17 protein-coding genes are annotated in these 17,550 nt (G+C 68.9%); 6 read left to right on the top strand and 11 right to left on the bottom strand.

From position 1 onward, the window contains the following. Positions 1-24 precede the first annotated feature (24 nt). Positions 25-2,343, bottom strand: coding sequence for a TonB-dependent receptor (locus ACQ66R_RS03090; RefSeq protein WP_430419144.1), 2,319 nt, complete (start codon positions 2,341-2,343; stop codon positions 25-27). A gap of 235 nt (positions 2,344-2,578) precedes the next feature. Here ACQ66R_RS03090 and ACQ66R_RS03085 point away from each other — a divergent pair, with 235 nt between their 5' ends. Together ACQ66R_RS03085 and ACQ66R_RS03080 are read left to right on the top strand one after the other, a co-directional pair. Next, a complete protein-coding gene (locus tag ACQ66R_RS03085) occupies positions 2,579-3,013 on the top strand; it encodes an HIT family protein (RefSeq protein ID WP_430419142.1) in 435 nt (144 codons plus the stop codon). Positions 3,014-3,032: 19 nt separating this feature from the next. After that, positions 3,033-3,638 (top strand): LysE family translocator, encoded by a 606-nt coding sequence (locus tag ACQ66R_RS03080; RefSeq protein ID WP_430419140.1) that lies wholly within the window; start codon positions 3,033-3,035, stop codon positions 3,636-3,638. Between the two features lie 58 nt (positions 3,639-3,696). On the opposite strand, the gene clpA is transcribed toward ACQ66R_RS03080, so the two are convergent. The 5 genes from clpA to ACQ66R_RS03055 all read right to left on the bottom strand — a co-directional run bounded on the left by clpA (position 3,697) and on the right by ACQ66R_RS03055 (position 9,777). Next, positions 3,697-6,012, bottom strand: coding sequence for an ATP-dependent Clp protease ATP-binding subunit ClpA (gene clpA, locus ACQ66R_RS03075; protein ID WP_430419138.1), 2,316 nt, complete (start codon positions 6,010-6,012; stop codon positions 3,697-3,699). 6 nt (positions 6,013-6,018) lie between these two features. Then, positions 6,019-6,348, bottom strand: a complete 330-nt coding sequence (gene clpS, locus ACQ66R_RS03070) for an ATP-dependent Clp protease adapter ClpS (protein ID WP_293364353.1) — start codon at positions 6,346-6,348, stop codon at positions 6,019-6,021. 487 nt (positions 6,349-6,835) lie between these two features. Beyond that, the gene (locus ACQ66R_RS03065) at positions 6,836-7,339 is read right to left on the bottom strand and encodes a hypothetical protein (RefSeq protein ID WP_430419136.1); all 504 of its coding nucleotides are present in this window, start codon (positions 7,337-7,339) and stop codon (positions 6,836-6,838) included. Between the two features lie 273 nt (positions 7,340-7,612). After that, positions 7,613-8,884, bottom strand: coding sequence for a DNA polymerase IV (locus ACQ66R_RS03060; protein WP_430419134.1), 1,272 nt, complete (start codon positions 8,882-8,884; stop codon positions 7,613-7,615). Further along, positions 8,881-9,777: an ROK family protein gene (locus tag ACQ66R_RS03055; protein ID WP_430419132.1), complete on the bottom strand. Its 897-nt coding sequence runs from the start codon at positions 9,775-9,777 to the stop codon at positions 8,881-8,883. Before ACQ66R_RS03055 ends, ACQ66R_RS03060 begins: the two co-directional genes overlap by 4 nt. A gap of 68 nt (positions 9,778-9,845) precedes the next feature. Between ACQ66R_RS03055 and ACQ66R_RS03050 the strand changes: the two genes are divergently transcribed. Beyond that, positions 9,846-10,265 carry an SWIM zinc finger family protein gene (locus ACQ66R_RS03050; protein ID WP_430419130.1) on the top strand — a complete coding sequence of 140 codons (420 nt, stop codon included), beginning with the start codon at positions 9,846-9,848 and terminating at the stop codon, positions 10,263-10,265. A gap of 7 nt (positions 10,266-10,272) precedes the next feature. Here ACQ66R_RS03050 and ACQ66R_RS03045 read toward each other — a convergent pair whose 3' ends face one another. Continuing rightward, positions 10,273-10,929: a hypothetical protein gene (locus ACQ66R_RS03045; RefSeq protein WP_430419128.1), complete on the bottom strand. Its 657-nt coding sequence runs from the start codon at positions 10,927-10,929 to the stop codon at positions 10,273-10,275. Positions 10,930-11,036: 107 nt separating this feature from the next. Between ACQ66R_RS03045 and ACQ66R_RS03040 the strand changes: the two genes are divergently transcribed. Both ACQ66R_RS03040 and ACQ66R_RS03035 read left to right on the top strand, forming a co-directional pair. Next, a complete protein-coding gene (locus tag ACQ66R_RS03040) occupies positions 11,037-11,402 on the top strand; it encodes a response regulator (protein ID WP_293364348.1) in 366 nt (121 codons plus the stop codon). A 1-nt stretch (position 11,403) separates the two neighbouring features. Further along, positions 11,404-12,768 carry a PleD family two-component system response regulator gene (locus ACQ66R_RS03035; protein ID WP_293364347.1) on the top strand — a complete coding sequence of 455 codons (1,365 nt, stop codon included), beginning with the start codon at positions 11,404-11,406 and terminating at the stop codon, positions 12,766-12,768. A gap of 6 nt (positions 12,769-12,774) precedes the next feature. Here the strand turns inward: ACQ66R_RS03035 and ACQ66R_RS03030 are convergent, their stop codons facing one another. Next, positions 12,775-13,572 carry a hypothetical protein gene (locus tag ACQ66R_RS03030; RefSeq protein WP_430419126.1) on the bottom strand — a complete coding sequence of 266 codons (798 nt, stop codon included), beginning with the start codon at positions 13,570-13,572 and terminating at the stop codon, positions 12,775-12,777. A 95-nt stretch (positions 13,573-13,667) separates the two neighbouring features. On the opposite strand from ACQ66R_RS03030, the gene ACQ66R_RS03025 reads away from it, so the two are divergent. Continuing rightward, positions 13,668-14,039 carry a hypothetical protein gene (locus tag ACQ66R_RS03025; RefSeq protein ID WP_430419124.1) on the top strand — a complete coding sequence of 124 codons (372 nt, stop codon included), beginning with the start codon at positions 13,668-13,670 and terminating at the stop codon, positions 14,037-14,039. A gap of 63 nt (positions 14,040-14,102) precedes the next feature. Here the strand turns inward: ACQ66R_RS03025 and rpmG are convergent, their stop codons facing one another. The 3 genes from rpmG to rnr all read right to left on the bottom strand — a co-directional run bounded on the left by rpmG (position 14,103) and on the right by rnr (position 17,524). Further along, a complete protein-coding gene (gene rpmG / locus ACQ66R_RS03020) occupies positions 14,103-14,270 on the bottom strand; it encodes a 50S ribosomal protein L33 (protein WP_293364344.1) in 168 nt (55 codons plus the stop codon). Between the two features lie 113 nt (positions 14,271-14,383). Then, complete coding sequence (locus ACQ66R_RS03015; RefSeq protein ID WP_430419121.1) at positions 14,384-15,025, bottom strand: NUDIX hydrolase; 642 nt, start codon at positions 15,023-15,025, stop codon at positions 14,384-14,386. A gap of 189 nt (positions 15,026-15,214) precedes the next feature. Then, positions 15,215-17,524, bottom strand: coding sequence for a ribonuclease R (gene rnr, locus ACQ66R_RS03010; protein WP_430419119.1), 2,310 nt, complete (start codon positions 17,522-17,524; stop codon positions 15,215-15,217). Between the last annotated feature and the right edge of the window lie 26 nt (positions 17,525-17,550).

Here is a 17,550-nt window from a genome sequence, read left to right as displayed (position 1 = left end):
TGCGGCAAGCCCGCGCTCTGACGATCAGAAGCGGTACGACACCCCAAGGCCGTAGTATCGCGGCTCGCCGGCGATGAAGGTGGCGATCCCGAAGGCGTCGCCGGTGTTGCCCGCGTCCTTGATGTACTTCTTGTCGAGGGCGTTGATGACGAAGGCCTCGACCTTCCAAGGCCCTTCGGTCGGCGCATAGGCCAAGCGCAGATTCATTAGGCCGTAGGCGCCCTGGGTCTCGTCGACGATGGCGTCCTGAGCCTGGAAGCGCGGCTGGTCGTTGTTGGAGTCGAAGAACACGCGCGACTGCCAGGTGTAAGTGGGCGTGAAGGTCAGCGTGCCCTGCAGAACCTCGGCCGAGAGCTTGGCGCCGACCGAGAACGAGTGGTCGGGCGAAAGACGGAAGCGGTTGTCCTTGAAGAGGCCGTTGCCGAACCGGGCGTGGTTGTAGGCGTAGGTGGCGAAGACCGAGGCCTGGGCCGTCGGCCGGTAGTTGAGCTGGGCCTCGAAACCCTTGGCGCTGGCCTCGCCCGCGTTGATGGGAACGATCTGTCCCGCGTCGTTGCGGATCGAAGTCTGGAAGTTCTGGTAGTCGTAGGCGTAGACGGCGCCTTCCAGCGACAGGGTGTTGTCGAGGAGGGCGGCCTTGGCGCCGGCCTCGTAGGAATCGACCACCTCGGCCGGCAGTTCGGTGAAGCGAACCGGGCCGTTGGGTGCGGTGGGGGAGGCGGTGGCCAGCACCTTGGGCCGGCGGCCGCGGGCGTGCGAGGCGTACAGGCTGAGCCCATCCGTGACCGCCCAGCGGGCGACGAGGCGATAGGTGACGCCGGAGTCGTCGAGGGCCTGATACTGGGGCCGCCCGCCGACAGTAGGCTGGACGATCAGGCCACGGGCGAGCGCAGCGGTGCTGCCGCCCAGCACCGATCCGCCATTGTCGAGGGTGGCGCTGTAGCCGCTGCGCTTGTCGTCATACGTGTAGCGGACGCCTGCGGCGAGCTCGACGTTGTCCAGCAGCTTGAAGCTGACATCGCCGTAGACGTCGTACGAGTCGGTCTCGCCGAAGTTGGTGAAGGTCTCCTTGTGCACCGACTTCAGCGCCGCGGGCGCCAGGGCGTTGATCGTCGCCAGCGGCAGGCCGTTGGGCCGGGGCAGCACGCGGCCCGACACCAGGGCGAAGATCTTCTCGTTGATCTGCAGCGGCACCCGCTGGCTGCCTTCCTCGTGGAAGTAGCTGACGCCGACGAAGCCGGTGAGGCGCTCGCCCGACGTGTAGTTCAGCCGCAGCTCCTGGCTGAGCTGCTCGCCCTGGGCGTCCTCGGCGAACACCAGCATCGGCAGCCCGAAGCCGTCAGGGTCGAAGACCTCGGTCCCGTCGAACTCGCGATAGGCCGAGATCGACGACAGGCTGAAGCTCTCGTTGAGCTTGTAGTCCACCAGCGCGGTGGCGCCCCAGACCTTGCGCTCGAGGCCCAGGGGCTGGTCGCCCTCGAAGCCGGGGGCGGTGGTGAGGGCGGCGCCCGAGTTGCGGCCCAAGTCGCCGATGACGGCGCCGGTGGTCGGGTCGGTGGGCGCGAAGGTCAGCGACTTGAAGGACGTGCCGCTGGGATCGTCCTCCTGGTAGTTGAGGATCAGGTCGGCGGTCAGGCGGTCGCTGGGCTTCCAGCGCAGGGCCACCCGGCCGGCGGCGGTGTCGGTGGAGTTGAAGTCCTCGCCGCCCAGCAGGTTCTTCACGTAGCCGTCGCGCGACTTGATCCGGCCCGCGAAACGGATGGCGAAGGTGTCGCTGACCGGCAGGTTCACGGCGCCTTCGGCCATCAGGTAGCTGTCGTTGCCGCCCTCGACCTTGACGTTCGCCGAGCGGGCCGAGACGTCGGCCTTGTTCTGCACGATGTTGACCGCGCCGATGAGCGCGCCGCGGCCGTAGAGCGTCGACTGCGGCCCCTTGGCCACCTCGACCCGCTGCAGGTCGAACAGTTCGATGTACGAGCCGCGCGACTTGGAGATGGAGACGCCGTCCTGGAAGACCGAGACCCGCGGCTCGTTCGTGGCCTCGCCCGAGTCGGAGGTGATGCCGCGCATGACGAAGCCCGGGTTGTTCGGCGACTGGTTCTGCACCTCGAAGCCCGGAACGTAGAGCGACAGCTCCTCGAACTCCTGGATCCCGATGTCGTCGAGGAAGCCGCCGCCGTAGGCGGTCACCGCGATCGGCACGTCGATCAGCTTCTGCTCGCGCTTCTGAGCCGTGACGATCAGCTCCTCCAGCTGGGTGTCGGCCGCCTCGTCGGCGTGGGCGCCGGCGGCGATGGCCAGGGCGGCGCAGGTGGTGAGCAGAAGCAGGCGGCGGTGCGACATGGGGGAGGACTCCTTGAACAGAGGCCGCTCCCTAGGGCGGGCATGTTGCAGATCGGCGATGATCCGAAGACGGTCCGGCGAAGCTTGGCGATAAGCGCAGGGCGGGGCGGACGGAGCCCAATTCGCCGTCACGCCGTGTCCCAAAAGCAGCAGCCTGGGCGCTCGGCAAAGGGGAGGGGGATGCTACGATGCCCTGAGAGTCACGGCCGCGCCGCCGCGGCCCAGGGAGTGCGACATGAGCTTGGACGGGACCTACGACGCGGGCAACATCTTCGCCAAGATCCTGCGGGGCGAGATGCCGGCCGTGCGGGTGTACGAGGACGAGCACGTCCTGGCGTTCATGGACGTCTTCCCGCAGGCCAAGGGCCACACCCTGGTGATCCCCAAGCACTCGACGGCGCGCAACTTCCTGGAGGAGGCGCCCGAGGTCGTGGGACCGCTGTTGCTGGGCGTGCAGCGGGTGGCGAAGGCGGTGCGGGCGGCCCTGAACCCCGACGGCATCATGATCAGCCAGTTCAACGGCGCCGTCTCCGGCCAGACCGTCTACCATTTGCACTTCCACATCATCCCGCGCTGGGAGGGCGTTCCGCTGGGCCGCCATGCCGAGGGCATGGCCGACATGCAGGAGCTGAAGGGCCTGGCCGAGCAGATCTCGGCGATGATCTCCTAGGACCTCGGGCCGGGATCGGATGACCCTGAACACCCTGATCCCGTTCCTGCTGGCCGTGCTGGCCATGGAGCTGACGCCGGGGCCCAACATGGCCTACCTGGCGCTGGTGGCGGCGCGGTCGGGCCGCCGGGCCGGCGCGGTGGCCGTGGCGGGCGTGACCCTCGGCCTCGGGGCCTATCTGCTGGCGTCCGTCGCGGGCCTGGCGGAAGCGGCCCAGCGTTGGCCGTGGGCGTATCAGGCGCTCCGGTGGGCCGGCGTGGCCTACCTGTTCTGGCTGGCGTTCGACGCGTGGCGCGAAGCGCGTCCGACGGCGCTATCCGACGACGCACAGCCTATGGGCCGCATCTTCGTGCGCGGCCTGGTGGCCAACCTGCTGAACCCGAAGGCGGCGCTGCTGTACGTCGCGTTGTTGCCGGCCTTCATCGCGCCGGACGGCGATCCGGTGACCCAATCGCTGATCCTGGGGGCGATCCATATCGGCGTTAGCGTCGTGATCCACGGGTCGATCGTCGTGTTCGCCGGTTCGGCGCGGGCGTTGATGGTGCGGCAGGGCGCCTGGACCGGTCGGATCATGGCGCTGGCGCTGGCGGCGGTGGCCGTCTGGCTGGTGTTCGCGACGGCCTGATACGAAAAGGCCCGGGATCGCTCCCGGGCCTTCGCAATTCCAGCGGTCGGGGCGGGGACTAGTCCACCGCCTCGGGCTCGTCGGCAGGGCTCTCGACCACCGGGGCGCCGCGTTCGCGCTCGTCGCCCTCGATCTCGAACGACAGCTTGGAGTCCTTGAGCACCACCTTGACGTGGCCGCCCTTGGTGAGCTTGCCGAACAGGATCTCGTCGGCGAGCGGCTTCTTGATGTTCTCCTGGATGACCCGGGCCAGAGGCCGGGCGCCGTAGAGTTCGTCGAAGCCGTTCTTGGCCAGCCAGTCGGCCGCCTCGTCCGAGGTCTCGATGGTGACGTGACGGTCCGCCAGCTGGGCTTCCAGCTGCATGACGAACTTCTGCACCACCTGACGGATGATCTCGGGCGTCAGCGGCTTGAACTGGACGATGGCGTCCAGGCGGTTGCGGAATTCCGGGGTGAACAGGCGCTTGAGCGCTTCGTCCACCTCGTCCTCCGCCTTGCCGCGGCCGAAGCCGATCGAGTTCTTCTGCGCGTCGGACGCGCCCGCGTTGGTGGTCATGATCAGGACCACGTTGCGGAAATCGATCTTCTTGCCGTTCGAGTCGGTCAGCTGTCCGTGATCCATGACCTGGAGCAGGATGTTGAAGACGTCGGGGTGCGCCTTCTCGATCTCGTCCAGCAGCACCACCGAGTGGGGATGCTGATCGACCGCGTCGGTCAGGAGGCCGCCCTGGTCGAAGCCCACGTAGCCGGGAGGCGCGCCGATCAGGCGGCTGACCGTGTGGCGCTCCATGTACTCGGACATGTCGAACCGCAGGAGCTCGATGCCGAGGGTGGAGGCCAGCTGGCGCGCCGTTTCGGTCTTGCCGGTGCCGGTGGGCCCCGAGAACAGATAGCAGCCGATCGGCTTGTTGGCGTCGCGCAGGCCGGCCCGGGCCATCTTCATGGCCGCCGACAGGCTGTCGATCGCCTCGTCCTGGCCGTAGACCGCGCGCTTCAGGTCGCTTTCCAGCTGCTTCAGCGCCTCGGTGTCGGACTTTGAGACCGACTTCGGCGGGATACGGGCGATCTTGGCGACCACCGCTTCCACTTCCTTCAGGCCGATCACCTTCTTCCGCTTGCCTTCGGGCAGCAGCATCTGCGAGGCGCCCGCCTCGTCGATGATGTCGATCGCCTTGTCGGGCAGCTTGCGGTCGTTGATGTACTTGGCCGACAGCTCCACCGCCGCCTTGATGGCGTCGTTGGTGTAGCGGAGCTTGTGGAACTCCTCGTAGTAGACCTTCAGGCCCTTCAGGATCTTGATCGTGTCGTCGATCGTGGGCTCGTTCACGTCGATCTTCTGGAAGCGACGGACGAGGGCCCGATCCTTCTCGAAGTGCTGACGGAACTCCTTGTAGGTGGTCGAGCCCATGCACCGCAGGGTGCCTGAGGCCAGGGCCGGCTTCAGCAGGTTGGAGGCGTCCATCGCCCCGCCGCTGGTCGCGCCGGCGCCGATCACCGTGTGGATCTCGTCGATGAACAGCACCGCGTCCGGGTGGTTCTCGAGCTCCTTGACGACCTGCTTGATCCGCTCCTCGAAGTCGCCGCGGTAACGGGTGCCGGCCAGCAGCGCGCCCATGTCGAGCGAGAAGATGGTGGCGCCGGCCAGGACCTCGGGGACCTGCTTGTTGATGATCTTGCGGGCCAGGCCCTCGGCGATGGCGGTCTTGCCGACGCCGGGGTCGCCCACGAGCAGCGGGTTGTTCTTGGTCCGGCGGCACAGGATCTGGATGCAGCGCTCCACCTCGGACATCCGTCCGATGAGCGGGTCGACCTTACCCTGCTTGGCCTTCTCGTTGAGGTTGACGCAATAGGCCTCCAGCGCCTCGCCGCCGGTCTTCACCTGGGGCTTGTCCTCGTCCTCGGCGCCCTTGACGGGCTTCTGCTCCGAGGCGCCGGCCTTCTTGGCGATGCCGTGGGCGATGTAGTTCACCGCGTCGTACCGCGTCATGTCCTGCTCCTGCAGGAAGTAGGCGGCATGGCTCTCGCGCTCGCTGAAGATGGCGACCAGCACATTCGCGCCGGTGACCTCCTCGCGGCCGGACGACTGCACGTGGATGACCGCGCGCTGGATCACACGCTGGAAGCCGGCGGTCGGCTTCGCGTCTTCGCCGTCATCGACGACGAGGGACCGCAGTTCGTTGTCCACGTAGTTCGTGAGGGTGGTGCGCAGCGCCCCGAGTTCGACATCGCACGCCCGCATCACGCCGGCGGCTTCTTCGTCATCGATCAGACTGAGGAGCAGATGCTCCAGCGTCGCGTACTCATGTTTGCGCTGGTTCGCGTAGGCGACGGCGCGATGCAGGGATTCTTCGAGTTGGCGAGAAAATGAAGGCAAGCGCCTCTAGTCCTTCTCCATGGTGCACTGCAGCGGGTGCTGGTGCCGCCGCGCCGTATCAACGACCTGGGCTACTTTTGTTTCCGCCACTTCGTATGTGTAGATTCCGCAGACGCCCACGCCGTGTTGATGAACGTGGAGCATTATGCGAGTCGCGTCTTCGCGCGATTTATTGAAGAACTGCTCGAGTACGTAGACGACGAATTCCATAGGCGTGTAGTCGTCGTTCAGGATCAGCACCCGATACATCGACGGCTTCTGCGTCTTCGGCTTGGTCTGAGTGATCACCGTCGAACGAACGCCGGTGTCAGCGCCACCTTCCTTTCGTTCGCTCATGTGGGTCGTCTCCTGCCGTCGCCGTGATCGTTCGTCCTGGGGATTAGATATGGAATGTCGCGCCTTTTGGAAGGGATGAATCACAAAGGCCCGCCTGTACGCTACTCACCTGCGCCTACCGTCGGCCCAGATCCGACTATTTGCGAGGTGCCCAATCGTAAGGCGGCCGCCCTCTCAGAGTGTACGCAGCTTAGGCGCGGGGGATGCGCTCCAGACGGCTTCGGATGGCCCTGAGTCGCGGCGATAGGGCGCAGCTTGGGGGCGCAGGACGGATCCTCTTCCGGCCGCGGCGGTGGCGTGGACGCGGGTAGGCGAGGGCGGTTCGGCGGTCGCGATGGCGACGTCGTTGGGGCCCAGGGGCCCCCGGCCCAACGGGTTGCGGCCGCAGGCGCGGGGGCGCGAGCGGTCATCTGTCTTGGATGGGAGCCCTGAGTCGGGCGTGGCTGGGTCCCGGGTCTGCGCGCTTCGCGCCCGGGATGACGGGGTCTCAGGACGTGTTGACGACGCGGAGCGTGGCGCCGGTGAGGAGGGCGGCGCGGCCGGCGAGGTGCGCGGCGGAGGCCTGAAGGGCCGGGATGGCGGCGAGGACCGGCGTCCGGGAGACGACGGTGAGGTCGCGGGCGATACGGGCCTTGCAGACCTGGGGGTCGTCGTGGAGGCGCTCGACGCCGGTGGCGAAGCGTTCGTTCCAGTCGGGTCGTTCGGTCCAGTCGGCGCGCTCGTCTTCGCGACGGGGCGCCGGGGCGTCGGTGGACGACGCTCGCGCCGGGCGCGCCTGGGCGACGGTTCCGGCGGCGAAGCGGGCGCGCAGCGCCAGGGACTGACGGATGCCCCGGCCGATCCGGGCGTAGGCGCCCGCCAGGGCGACGAGGGGTTCGGTGTCGGTGGTGGCGAGCGTCGCGGCGTGCACCTGACGGGCCATGCCCAGGCCGAGCTGGGCGAGCTCCATCAGGAGAGCCTGTTCGGCGGAGGTGTCAGCGGCGCTGGACATGAACAAAAAGGGAACATGAGTCTCGCGAGGTGTCAAGCTTTGAGCGCGAATCCTCCTCATCCGCAGGGGGAGGGGGACCACCCGAAGGGTGGTGGAGGGGGATCAGGGCCGGAGCGCCGAGCTTGAGGCGTTCCCCCTCCACCATGCTGCGCATGGTACCCCTCCCCCTACGGGTGAGGAGGGCTGAATTGCGGGCGTGTGGGAACTCTGGCCTTCACCGCCTCACCCTGGCCGCTGGCGCGGCCTGTCCCTCTCCATCAAGGGAGGGAGAGCTCAGTCGTCGTCCCGGGCCGTTCGGGCCCGCAGGATCCGGCCCGAGGTGACGGCGTCGGCGCCGAATTTCGCCCGGATCACGTCCAGCGAGCGCTCGCTGGCCAGGGCCTTGCGTTCCTCGGCCGCGAAGAAGTCGGCGCCGGCGAGTTCGGCGTCCACGAGGTCGGCGATGCCGATGCCGATCAGCCGCCAGGGCTTGCCGGTGGCTTCCTTGGCCAGCAGCTCGCGGCCCACCTTGAACAGCGTGTGCGCCGTCTGCGTGGCGACGGGCAGGGTGCGTCGGCGCGTGACGATCCTGAAGTCGGTGGTCCGCAGCTTCAGCGTGACCACCCGGCCGGCCACCTCGCCGCTGCGCGCCTGGCGCGCCACCCGCTCGCACAGCGGGGCCAACTTGTCCTCCAGGGCGTCGATCGAGGTCAGGTCGTCGTTGAACGTGGTCTCGCAGCTGATGCCCTTGCGCGCCTCGTTGGGATTCACGGCGCGGGCGTCGCGGCCATGGGCGAGATCGTGCAGGCGCAGGCCATAGGCGCCCCATTTGTCGGCCAGCAGCCTCACATCGGCCCGGGCCAGGTCGCCGACGGTGCGGAAGCCCGCCTTCTCCAGCGAGGTGACCATGGCGGGCCCCACGCCGGGCAGGATGCGCACAGGCCTGGGCGCCAGGAACGCCTGGGCCTCGTGGCCGATGACCGAGAAGCCGCGCGGCTTGTCCAGGTCGGAGGCGACCTTGGCCAGGAACTTGTTCACCGCCAGACCGATGGAGACCGTCAGCCCCGTCTCGGCCTCGATGCTGGCCTGCAGCCTGGCGAGCGTGACGGCGGGCGGCGCGCCGTGCAGACGCTCGGTGCCCGAGAGGTCCATCCAGGCCTCATCCAGGCTGAGGTTCTGCACCAGCGGCGTCAGGTCGGCGACCATGCCCAGAATGCGCTTGGACTCGGCGCGGTACTTGGTGAAGTCGGGCTTGATGACCACCGCCTCGGGGCAGGCCTTCAGCGCCTTGAACATCGGCATGGCCGAGCGCACGCCCGAGATGCGGGCGATGTAGCAGCAGGTGGTGACGACGCCGCGCTTGCCGCCGCCGACGATCACCGGGACGTCGCGCAACTCAGGCCGGTCGCGCTTCTCGACGCTGGCGTAGAAGGCGTCGCAGTCCATGTGGGCGATCGAGAGCGCGCCCAGTTCCTCGTGCGCCACGACGCGAGGCGAGGCGCAGGTCGGGCAGCGCCGCGCGGGCTCGTCGCCCTGCCAGAAGCAGTCTCGGCAGAGCGCCTTCATGCGCCCTCGGACCCCGGGGTCGGCCAGAGCCAGGCCGCGCCGCGCACGCCCGAACTGTCGCCGTGCGCCGCCTTGACGATCGGCGTGGAGAAGACGTCCGAGAAGACGTGCGGCTCCAGCGCCGCGGGCAGGGCGCCGTACAGCTCGTCCACGTTCGACATGCCGCCGCCCAGGACGATGATGTCGGGATCGATGAGGTTGACGACGACGCCCAGGCCGCGCGCCAGCCGATCGATGTAGCGGTCCAGCGCTTCGCGGCCCCAGGCCTCGCCGGCGCGGGCGGCGGCGATGGTGTCCTCGCCGGAGCGGCCGGAGTCGCGGGCGAAACCGGTGCCGCTGACGAACAGCTCCATGCAGTTCTCGCGGCCGCACCAGCAGGTGAGGAGAGGCTCGCCGGGCCGCCAGCTGGGCAGCGGCATGTGACCCCACTCGCCGGCGACGCCGTTGCGGCCCTCGACCAGCCGGCGGTCAACCGTGAAGCCCGCGCCGCAGCCGGTGCCCAGGATGACGGCGAACACGACGCCGTGGCCGGCGCCGGCGCCGTCAACCGCCTCGGACAGCGCCAGGCAGTTGGCGTCGTTGGCGTAGCGCACCTGTCGGCCCAGGACGCGGGCCAGATCGGCGGGGAAGGGGCGGCCATTCAGGATCGTCGAGTTGGAGTTGCGCATGGGCCCGGCCACCCGGGAGGGCGACCCAGGCCCGCCGACGCCGACCCGGTCGACCGTCACGCCGGCCTGGCGCTCGACCTCGGCCACGATCTCGCGGACGGCCTCCAGCCGGTCGTCGTAGGTCGGCGGCGTGGGGCGGCGGAGGCGGGCGCGTATCAGGCCCTGGGCGTCCAGAGCCGCCGCCTCGATCTTGGTGCCGCCGAAGTCCACGCCGATCCGGATCATGCGGCCTTGATACCTGATTTGTTCCTGTGCTGCTGCTAACTTGGAGCGTGGAACCGAAGCGACTCGCCGTGGATCTCGATGCCTTGCGGAAGGCGGCCGGCGACAAAGTCTATGCCAGAGGTGAGAGCTACCATCGGAATGGCCATGTCGATCTGGTCGGCGCCGATGGCCACCGCGTACTGGCGCGCGTATTCGGCTCCGAAACCTACGCCGTCGACGCCACGTTCGGTGCGGAGGGCCTCCACGCGACGTGCACTTGCCCGGCCTATGAAGATTGGGCGATTTGCAAGCACATCGTCGCAGTAGCCTTGACCGTGAGCCAGTGCAGCGCCGCCGACTTGGCGGCGGGCCGCGGGCAGTTGGCGAGGCTTCGAGGGCGGCTGGAGCGCATGCCGCAATCGGCTCTGATCGATCTGGTCCTGCGGCTGGCGCTCACGAACGACGGCTTGTTCGACGATCTCGATGGCGAGGATCCGCCCGACGCGTGAGGCGGCGTCAGACCCGGACCGCCGCCTCGATCGCCTCGCCCAGCTCCGCCCAATCGTCGATGCGCGGATGGCGGTCTGACGCCGGCGCATACGGGCGCAGGCGCAGGTCGGCGACGTGCTGGAAGGTAGCGGTCGGCGGGGAGTGGTCGGCCACGGAGTCCAGGTTGGACAGCAGGTCGTCGACGAAGGCGGTCCTGTGCGGCGTCTGGCCGATCAGGGTCGAGGCGATCGGACCTTTCGGGCCAGAGTTCAGGATCAGCGGATGGCGCATCCCGTGCTTGCGCAGCCACTCGGCGCGCAGCCGCTCGGCGTCGGCGGGCGCATTGGACAGGATCAGGATCTCGGCCGACCTGCCCAGCCGGTTCAGAGCGTCGATCGCGCCGGGCGCGGGCTCCATCAGGTGGCAGTGGCCGCTGAAGAAGGCGTCGAAGTGCCGTTTGCCCTCGGCGATATCGAGATGCTGGGACTCGCCGGGGCGGTAGATGTTCTGGAACAGCGCAAACCGCTCGATCCGCATCTCGAGCCCGTGCTCGGCCAGGTAGTCGCCGAACCCCTGCATGAACAGGCCCAGGACCTCGTCCACATCGATCAGCACAAGGGGCCGCGCTGTCGACAGACCCAGGGTCTCGAGGCGGGGAGCGGCGATGTCAGGACGATCGGTCACGGGTGATCCAGGTCGGGATAACGAAGTTTAAGGATGTTGGGGCCGATAAGCACGCCCGGGTGGGGCGGGCCTATTTCGGCCGCGTTCCAAGCAGCGTCAGGTCCTGAATGGCCAAGAAAGTCCTCATCGTCGAGGATAACGAGCTGAACATGAAGCTGTTTCATGATCTGCTCGAAGCCCAGGGGTACGAGACCCTCGAGACCCGTGAGGGTCTTGCGGCGCTGTCGCTTGCGCGCGAGCACAGGCCCGACCTGATCCTCATGGACATCCAGCTGCCGGAAATCTCGGGCCTCGAGGTCACCAAGTGGCTGAAGGAAGACGACGATCTGGCCCACATCCCGGTCGTCGCCGTGACCGCCTTCGCCATGAAGGGGGATGAGGAGCGGATCCGTGAGGGCGGCTGCGAGGCCTACATCTCCAAGCCCATCTCGGTGACCCACTTTCTCGAAACCATCCGCCGGCTGCTGAACTAGCATGTCCGCGCGCATCCTCGTCGTCGATGACATCGAATCGAACGTGCGCCTGCTCGAGGCCAAGCTGACAGCCGAGTACTATGAGGTGCTGACGGCCAACGACGGCCCGACGGCGCTGGCGGTCGCGGCCTCCGAACTGCCCGACATCGTGCTGCTCGACGTGATGATGCCCGGCATGGACGGCTTCGACGTCTGCCGCCGGCTGAAGGACGACCCGCTGACCCGCCACGTGCCCGTGGTGCTGGTGACCGCGCTGGACGGCCGCGCCGACCGGGTCGCCGGCCTGGAAGCGGGCGCCGACGACTTCCTGACCAAGCCCATCGACGACGTGATGCTGTTCGCCCGGGTGCGCAGCCTCACGCGCCTGAAGGCGGTGATCGACGAACTGCGCGACCGCGAGGCCTCGGGCCGCCGCATGGGCGTGATCGCCGGCGCGGCCTCTCGCCTGGGCGGCTCGGGCGGCCGCATCCTCATCGTCGACGACAATCTGCGCCAGGCCGAGCGCGTGGCGGCCGAGCTCTCCATCGAGCATCGCCCGGTGGTCGAGAGCGAAGCCTACAAGGCCGTGCTGACCGCGCGCGGCCCCGTCGACCTGGTGATCTGCAACCTGAACGCCAAGTCGTTCGACGGCCTGCGCTTCGCCGCCCAGCTGCGCTCGGACGAGGCGACCCGCAGCCTGCCGATCCTGGGCGTCGCCGACCTGGACGAGCGCCAGAAGGCCGTGAAGGCCCTCGAGATCGGCATCAACGACATCCTGGCCCGTCCGATCGACCCGGGCGAGCTGGCGGCGCGCGTGCGCACCCAGATCCGGCGCAAGCGCTATACCGACTACCTGCGCTCCAACCTCGACCACTCGCTGGAACTGGCGGTCACCGACCAGCTCACGGGCCTGCACAACCGCCGCTACATGGCCGGCCAGCTGGAGGCCCTGATGCGCCGCGCGGCCCAGGGCGGCGAGCCGGTCTCGGTGCTGGTGATCGACATCGACCACTTCAAGAAGGTCAACGACAGCTTCGGCCACGACGTGGGCGACGAGGTGCTGTCCGAGTTCGCCGTGCGCCTGGCCTCCAACGTGCGCGCCATCGATCTGCCCGTCCGCCACGGCGGCGAGGAGTTCGTGGTGGTGATGCCCGACACCGACCTGGAAGACGCCCGCCGCATCGCCGAGCGCATCCGCCTGCACGTGGCCGGCGCCCCGTTCCGCGTCATGGGCGGCGAGGAGCTGCTGTCGGTCACCATCTCCATCGGGGTCGCCTCCAGCTGCGGCGAAGGCGACACGCCCCAGGCCATCGTCAAGCGCGCCGACGAGGCGGTCTATGAGGCCAAGTCCCGCGGCCGCAACCGGGTCATCGCCCGGGCGGCTTGAGGCCCGTCAAACCTCGTCCTTCGGATAGACGAACTCCGCCAGGACCAGCCGCGGCGTGTCCAGAACGTTGGGCGCCAGCGTGTGCAGCGCCGCCGGGTGCATGAGCCACAGATCGCCCGGGTCGCCGGTGATTTCGGTCACCTGCACGGACACGCCGTTCACCACCGTCGGCGCGGCCATGAAGCGGGCGATGCGGTTCAGGTCGGGGGTGGGCGCCAACAAGTCCCCGAACCAGCGATGGTCGGACTGGAGGCGTTTGCGGATCGCCGACGAGGTCAGCTGGTCGCCGCTGCGCCGGGCGATGTCGAGGACCAGCCGGTGCGAGCCCTCGACCACCAGCGTGCCGCCGCCGCGCGCGGCGAGCGGGGCCAGCACCAGGAACAGGCGTCCCGTCATCGCCGCGAAGCGCTTCGGGTCGGCGGGCAGGTCCAGATGCCAGTTCTTGGCCGGCACGTCCCAGCGGCCGTGATCGGTCGGGAAGCAGACCAGCGGCTGGCCCCAGTAGGGCGGCGGAGTCCAGGCGTCGCGACCCAGCAGGTCGTCCAGCAACGCCCGGAGTTCGGGGGTGTCCATGGCCTGGAACGCCCCCGAGCGAGACAGCGCCTTGAAGTCCGACGGCCGCTCGTGCGTCCAGGTCGACCGGTCGCGCCGCTGCACGCCGAAGCGCCGCTCCAGATCGCGCCACACGGTGTCGGCCATGGCGTCGGCCGCCGTGCGCGCCAGGAAGCCCGGGATGCGCAGCAGGCCCCGGTCGTCGAGCGTCTCTCTTTGCTGGGCCGTCAGGCCGGAGAACGTGAGGGTCAAGCGGGCGGCTCCCCGCCCAGCGTCGGCGCGTGGCCCCCGTGACGTCAAGCGGCCGACAGGCTTATGCTGGGGGCCTGGGGTAGGGGGACGTGCGCATGACCAAGCTTTCCGCGTGGCTTTCGATCGGGGTCGGGCTCTTGCTGGGCGCCGGCCAGCTGTATCGCAACTTCGACAACTTAGACCGCTGGCTGACCTGGGGCGTCGACGTCTTCGCCGCCGGGGTGATGATCGTCGCGGGCCTGCTGGCGCTGCGCAAGCGCACGACGCGGCTGCTGCCGGTAGGCTGGGCCTTTGGCATCGGGCTGTACGTGTCGGCCCTGCTCAACCACCTGACCGTGATGTTCGACGTGGGTCCGGGCCCGCTCTACGACGCCAAGCAGACCCTGGTGATGATCATCAGCGTCCTGCTGGTCCTGCTGTTCGCCGGCCTGGGCCTGGTGCTCTTCGATCGGAAGAAGGCGTCCTGACCCAACGAAAAACGCCCGGCGGTGAGGCCGGGCGTTTTCCATGAATTCCGTGGGTTGGCAGATCTACTTGATCTTGCCTTCCTTGAATTCGACGTGCTTGCGCACGACGGGATCGTACTTCTTCAGCACCATCTTGTCGGTCTTCGTACGGGCGTTCTTCTTGGCCACGTAGAAGAAGCCGGTGTCGGCCGTCGAGTTCAGGCGGATCTTGATGGAGGCGGGCTTCGCCATGGCTCGAATCCTAGAAACAAAATGGGCGGGGCCAAACGGAAACGCACCGCCGGCGGGTGTTAGGAGGCGCGGAAAATACGAATCCGCAGCGCGAAGTCAATGGCGCCGCGAATTTAGAGGCTGACGGGCCGCATGCCCTTGTCCTTGTAGCGTAGGAACAGCTTCGGGCGACTGGGGTCCTTCACGCGCTCGACGGCCTCCTTGATCATCATCCGCGTGACGGCGGGCAGGGGCAGGCTCATGGCGTCGTCGAAGTCGACCCAGTCGATCTCTTCAAGTTCGCCGCAGTCGGGCTGGCGCTCCAGGCTGGTCAGCCGCTCGGCGTCGGCGGTCAGGAACCAGGTGTCGAAGCGCTTGCCGACGGCGGGCGGCGTGATGGCCCGGGCGATGACGTCCATGGCGTCGAGGTCGGCCAGGAAGCCCTGGCCCACGAAGTCCTTCCAGGGACCACTGGCCTTCGCCTGGCCCGGCTGGGCGAGCAGCAGGCCCGCTTCCTCCCAGGTCTCGCGAACGGCGGCCAGCGCCAGCGCCCGGCCACGGCCGGCGGGCAGGTAGCGGTCGAACAGGCCGCCCACGTCGGCGCGCAGATCGGTGGCGAAGGGGGCGCGGTAGTCGGCCCGGTCGATTCGCCCGCCGGGGAACACCCAGCGGTCGGGCATGAAGCTGTGGCCGCCATGGCGCTTGCCCATCAGCACGCGCGGCTTCTTCGCATCGCGGCGGATGATCATCACGGTCGCGGCGTTCTTGGGTCGCACGGCCCGCTGTCCGGGGATGCGCGGCGGGCCTTCCGGCTTATGAGGGACGCTTGCGGGTCCCGGTTTGCTTCCCTGGGGGGCTTCTTCGCTGGCCATGAAACAAGTGTATGACCGCCCGAGCGGGGCTGGAAAGGGCGCCGTGGCGGAAGGCCGCTGCACGCATCCCGTCCAAGTGTGCGCGGCCAGGCTCTAGCGCCGCTTGCCGCCCATCTTCTTCTTGCGGCCGGTGCGAATACCGGGCGGGCGGCCGCTGACGGGCTTCGGGGGGCCGCGCTTGGGTCCCCGATCGCCCCGTCCCCGTACGCCCAGCCGGGGCCGCGGCATCGAGGCGTCGGCCGGCGCCGGGTCGCTCAGCATGTCGAACAGCAGCCCGCCCGTGAGCGGCGTGGCCTCCACGAGGCGCACGTCCACCATCATCCCCAGCGGCCAGCGCGCGCCGGTCCGCTCGCCCACCAGGGCGTGGCTGCGGTCGTCGTGGACGAAGAACTCACCGCCCAGCCGCGACACCGGCACCAGGCCGTCGGCGCCGGTCTCGGACAGGCGCACGAAGAGGCCGAAGCGCGTGACGCCGGTGATCTTGCCCGTGAACTCGGCCCCCACCCGATCCGACAGGAAGGCGGCGACATAGCGATCCATCGCGTCGCGTTCGGCGGCCATCGCCCGGCGCTCGGCGAAGGTGATGATCTCGGCGGTGTTCTTCATCTCGCGGATGTCGAAGTCCGACAGCCCGTCGCCGCCCAGCCCCAGCGTCGTGACCAGCGCCCGATGGACGATCAGGTCGGCGTAGCGCCGGATCGGCGAGGTGAAGTGCGCGTACTTGCCGAGGTTCAGGCCGAAGTGGCCGATGTTCTCGGTGGAGTAGACCGCCTGCATCTGGGTGCGCAGCACCACCTCGTTGACGATGTCGGCGTGCGGGCCGTCGCGCGTCTCGTCCAGCAGCCGGTTGAAGCGCTCGGTGCGCGTCGTCTCGCCCTTGGTCCAGGGCAGCTCCAGCGTGGCCAGGAAGTCCGCCAGGTTCTGGATCTTCTCGGGGCTGGGCTCGTCGTGGATCCGGTAGATCAGCGGCGTCTTCTTGGCCTCCAGCGCCTCGGCGGCGCAGACGTTGGCCTGGATCATGAACTCCTCGATGAGCTTCATGGCGTCCAGGCTGGCGCGCGGGGTGATCGCGGCGATTTCGCCCTCGCGGTTGATGGCGATCTTCCGCTCGGCGCTCTCGATGGCGAGGGGCGAGCGGGCGTCGCGGCCCTTCTTGAGGCAGCCATACGCGGCCCACAGCGGCTTCAGGACGGTGTCCATGAGCGGGCCGGTCTTGTCGTCGGGCTCGCCGTCGATGGCGGCCTGGGCCTGTTCGTAGCTGAGCTTGGCGGCCGAGCGCATCAGGCCGCGGACGAACCGGTGGCTGCGCTTGCGGCCGTCGGCGCCGAACACCATCCGCACGGCGAGCGTGGCGCGGTTCTCGCCCTCGCGCAGCGAGCACAGGCCGTTGGACAGCCGCTCGGGCAGCATCGGCTCGACGCGGTCGGGGAAGTAGACGCTGTTGCCCTTTTCACGGGCGATGCGGTCCAGTTCGCTGCCCGGGCGGACGTAGGCGGCCACGTCGGCGATCGCGACCCAGCAGACCCAGCCGCCGGGGTTCTTCGGGTCGTCGTCGGGGTGGGCGTAGACGGCGTCGTCGTGGTCGCGGGCGTCCACCGGGTCGATGGTGATGAGCGGGATGTCGCGCAGGTCCTCTCGCCCGGCCAGGGTCGGGGCCTGAGCGGCCTCGGCCTCGGCTTCGGCGGCCTCGGAGAAGCCCGTGGGGATGCCGTGGGCGTGGATGGCGATGATCGAGAAGGCGCGGGGCTCGTCCTCGCGGCCGACCACCTCCAGCAGCTTGCCGTGCTTGGGGCCATAGCGCGGGCCGTGCGGCTCCACCTGGGCGATCACCAGGTCGCCGTCGCGGACGTCCTCGCCCTGGGGCAGCAGCAGCGTGTCCTTCGAGCGGCGATCGACGGGCTCGACGCGCACCTCCCGCCGCGCCTTGCGCACCACGCCCAGGATGCGGTGCGCGCTCTGGCCCAGGCGCTTGATCAGCCTGGCCTCGGTCTCGCCGCTCTCCAGCTTGACGAACCGCACCAGCAGCCGGTCGCCCAGGCCCGGCGCGCCGGCCTTGACGTCGCCGCCGGGGGCCAGCGGAACCAGGGGCGCGTCCTCGCCGCGGGTGAGGCGCACCATGAGGTCGCCGTCGGTCGTGCGCTCGACCACGTCGGCCACGCCCACCTCGGGCAGGGCGCCGGCCTCGGCGAAGCCCTTGCGGCCGCGCCTGCCCAGCGCGCCCTCGGCCTCCAGCGCCTGGAGCGTGGCGCGCAGGGCGCGGCGATCCTCGCCTTTCAGCCCGAAGGCGCGCGCGATCGCCCCCTTGTCGGTCTCGCCGCTCTCGCGGATGAACTTCAGGAGGGTCTCGCGGTCGGGCACGCCTTTGGCGAAGCGCGTCGACTTGGGCATCTTGGATCGGGCCATCGGGCGTGCTTAGCACCGTTTGAAGA

The organism is Phenylobacterium sp., from assembly GCF_965284355.1.
Classification (GTDB): Bacteria; Pseudomonadota; Alphaproteobacteria; order Caulobacterales; family Caulobacteraceae; genus Phenylobacterium.
The sequence above is the reverse complement of the archived record's forward strand: the minus strand, read 5'-3'. Positions and strand labels throughout refer to the sequence as shown.

What these genes read in the sequence shown, in the direction of transcription:
- rpmG (WP_293364344.1), bottom strand. Translation starts at nt 14,270, where the DNA reads ATGGCGAAGCCCGCCTCCATCAAGATCCGCCTGAACTCGACGGCCGAC.
- ACQ66R_RS03060 (WP_430419134.1), bottom strand. Translation starts at nt 8,884, where the DNA reads ATGAAGGCGCTCTGCCGAGACTGCTTCTGGCAGGGCGACGAGCCCGCG.
- ACQ66R_RS03040 (WP_293364348.1), top strand. Translation starts at nt 11,037, where the DNA reads ATGGCCAAGAAAGTCCTCATCGTCGAGGATAACGAGCTGAACATGAAG.
- rnr (WP_430419119.1), bottom strand. Translation starts at nt 17,524, where the DNA reads ATGGCCCGATCCAAGATGCCCAAGTCGACGCGCTTCGCCAAAGGCGTG.
- ACQ66R_RS03090 (WP_430419144.1), bottom strand. Translation starts at nt 2,343, where the DNA reads ATGTCGCACCGCCGCCTGCTTCTGCTCACCACCTGCGCCGCCCTGGCC.
- ACQ66R_RS03065 (WP_430419136.1), bottom strand. Translation starts at nt 7,339, where the DNA reads ATGTCCAGCGCCGCTGACACCTCCGCCGAACAGGCTCTCCTGATGGAG.
- ACQ66R_RS03080 (WP_430419140.1), top strand. Translation starts at nt 3,033, where the DNA reads ATGACCCTGAACACCCTGATCCCGTTCCTGCTGGCCGTGCTGGCCATG.
- ACQ66R_RS03035 (WP_293364347.1), top strand. Translation starts at nt 11,404, where the DNA reads ATGTCCGCGCGCATCCTCGTCGTCGATGACATCGAATCGAACGTGCGC.
- ACQ66R_RS03055 (WP_430419132.1), bottom strand. Translation starts at nt 9,777, where the DNA reads ATGATCCGGATCGGCGTGGACTTCGGCGGCACCAAGATCGAGGCGGCG.
- ACQ66R_RS03085 (WP_430419142.1), top strand. Translation starts at nt 2,579, where the DNA reads ATGAGCTTGGACGGGACCTACGACGCGGGCAACATCTTCGCCAAGATC.
- ACQ66R_RS03025 (WP_430419124.1), top strand. Translation starts at nt 13,668, where the DNA reads ATGACCAAGCTTTCCGCGTGGCTTTCGATCGGGGTCGGGCTCTTGCTG.
- clpS (WP_293364353.1), bottom strand. Translation starts at nt 6,348, where the DNA reads ATGAGCGAACGAAAGGAAGGTGGCGCTGACACCGGCGTTCGTTCGACG.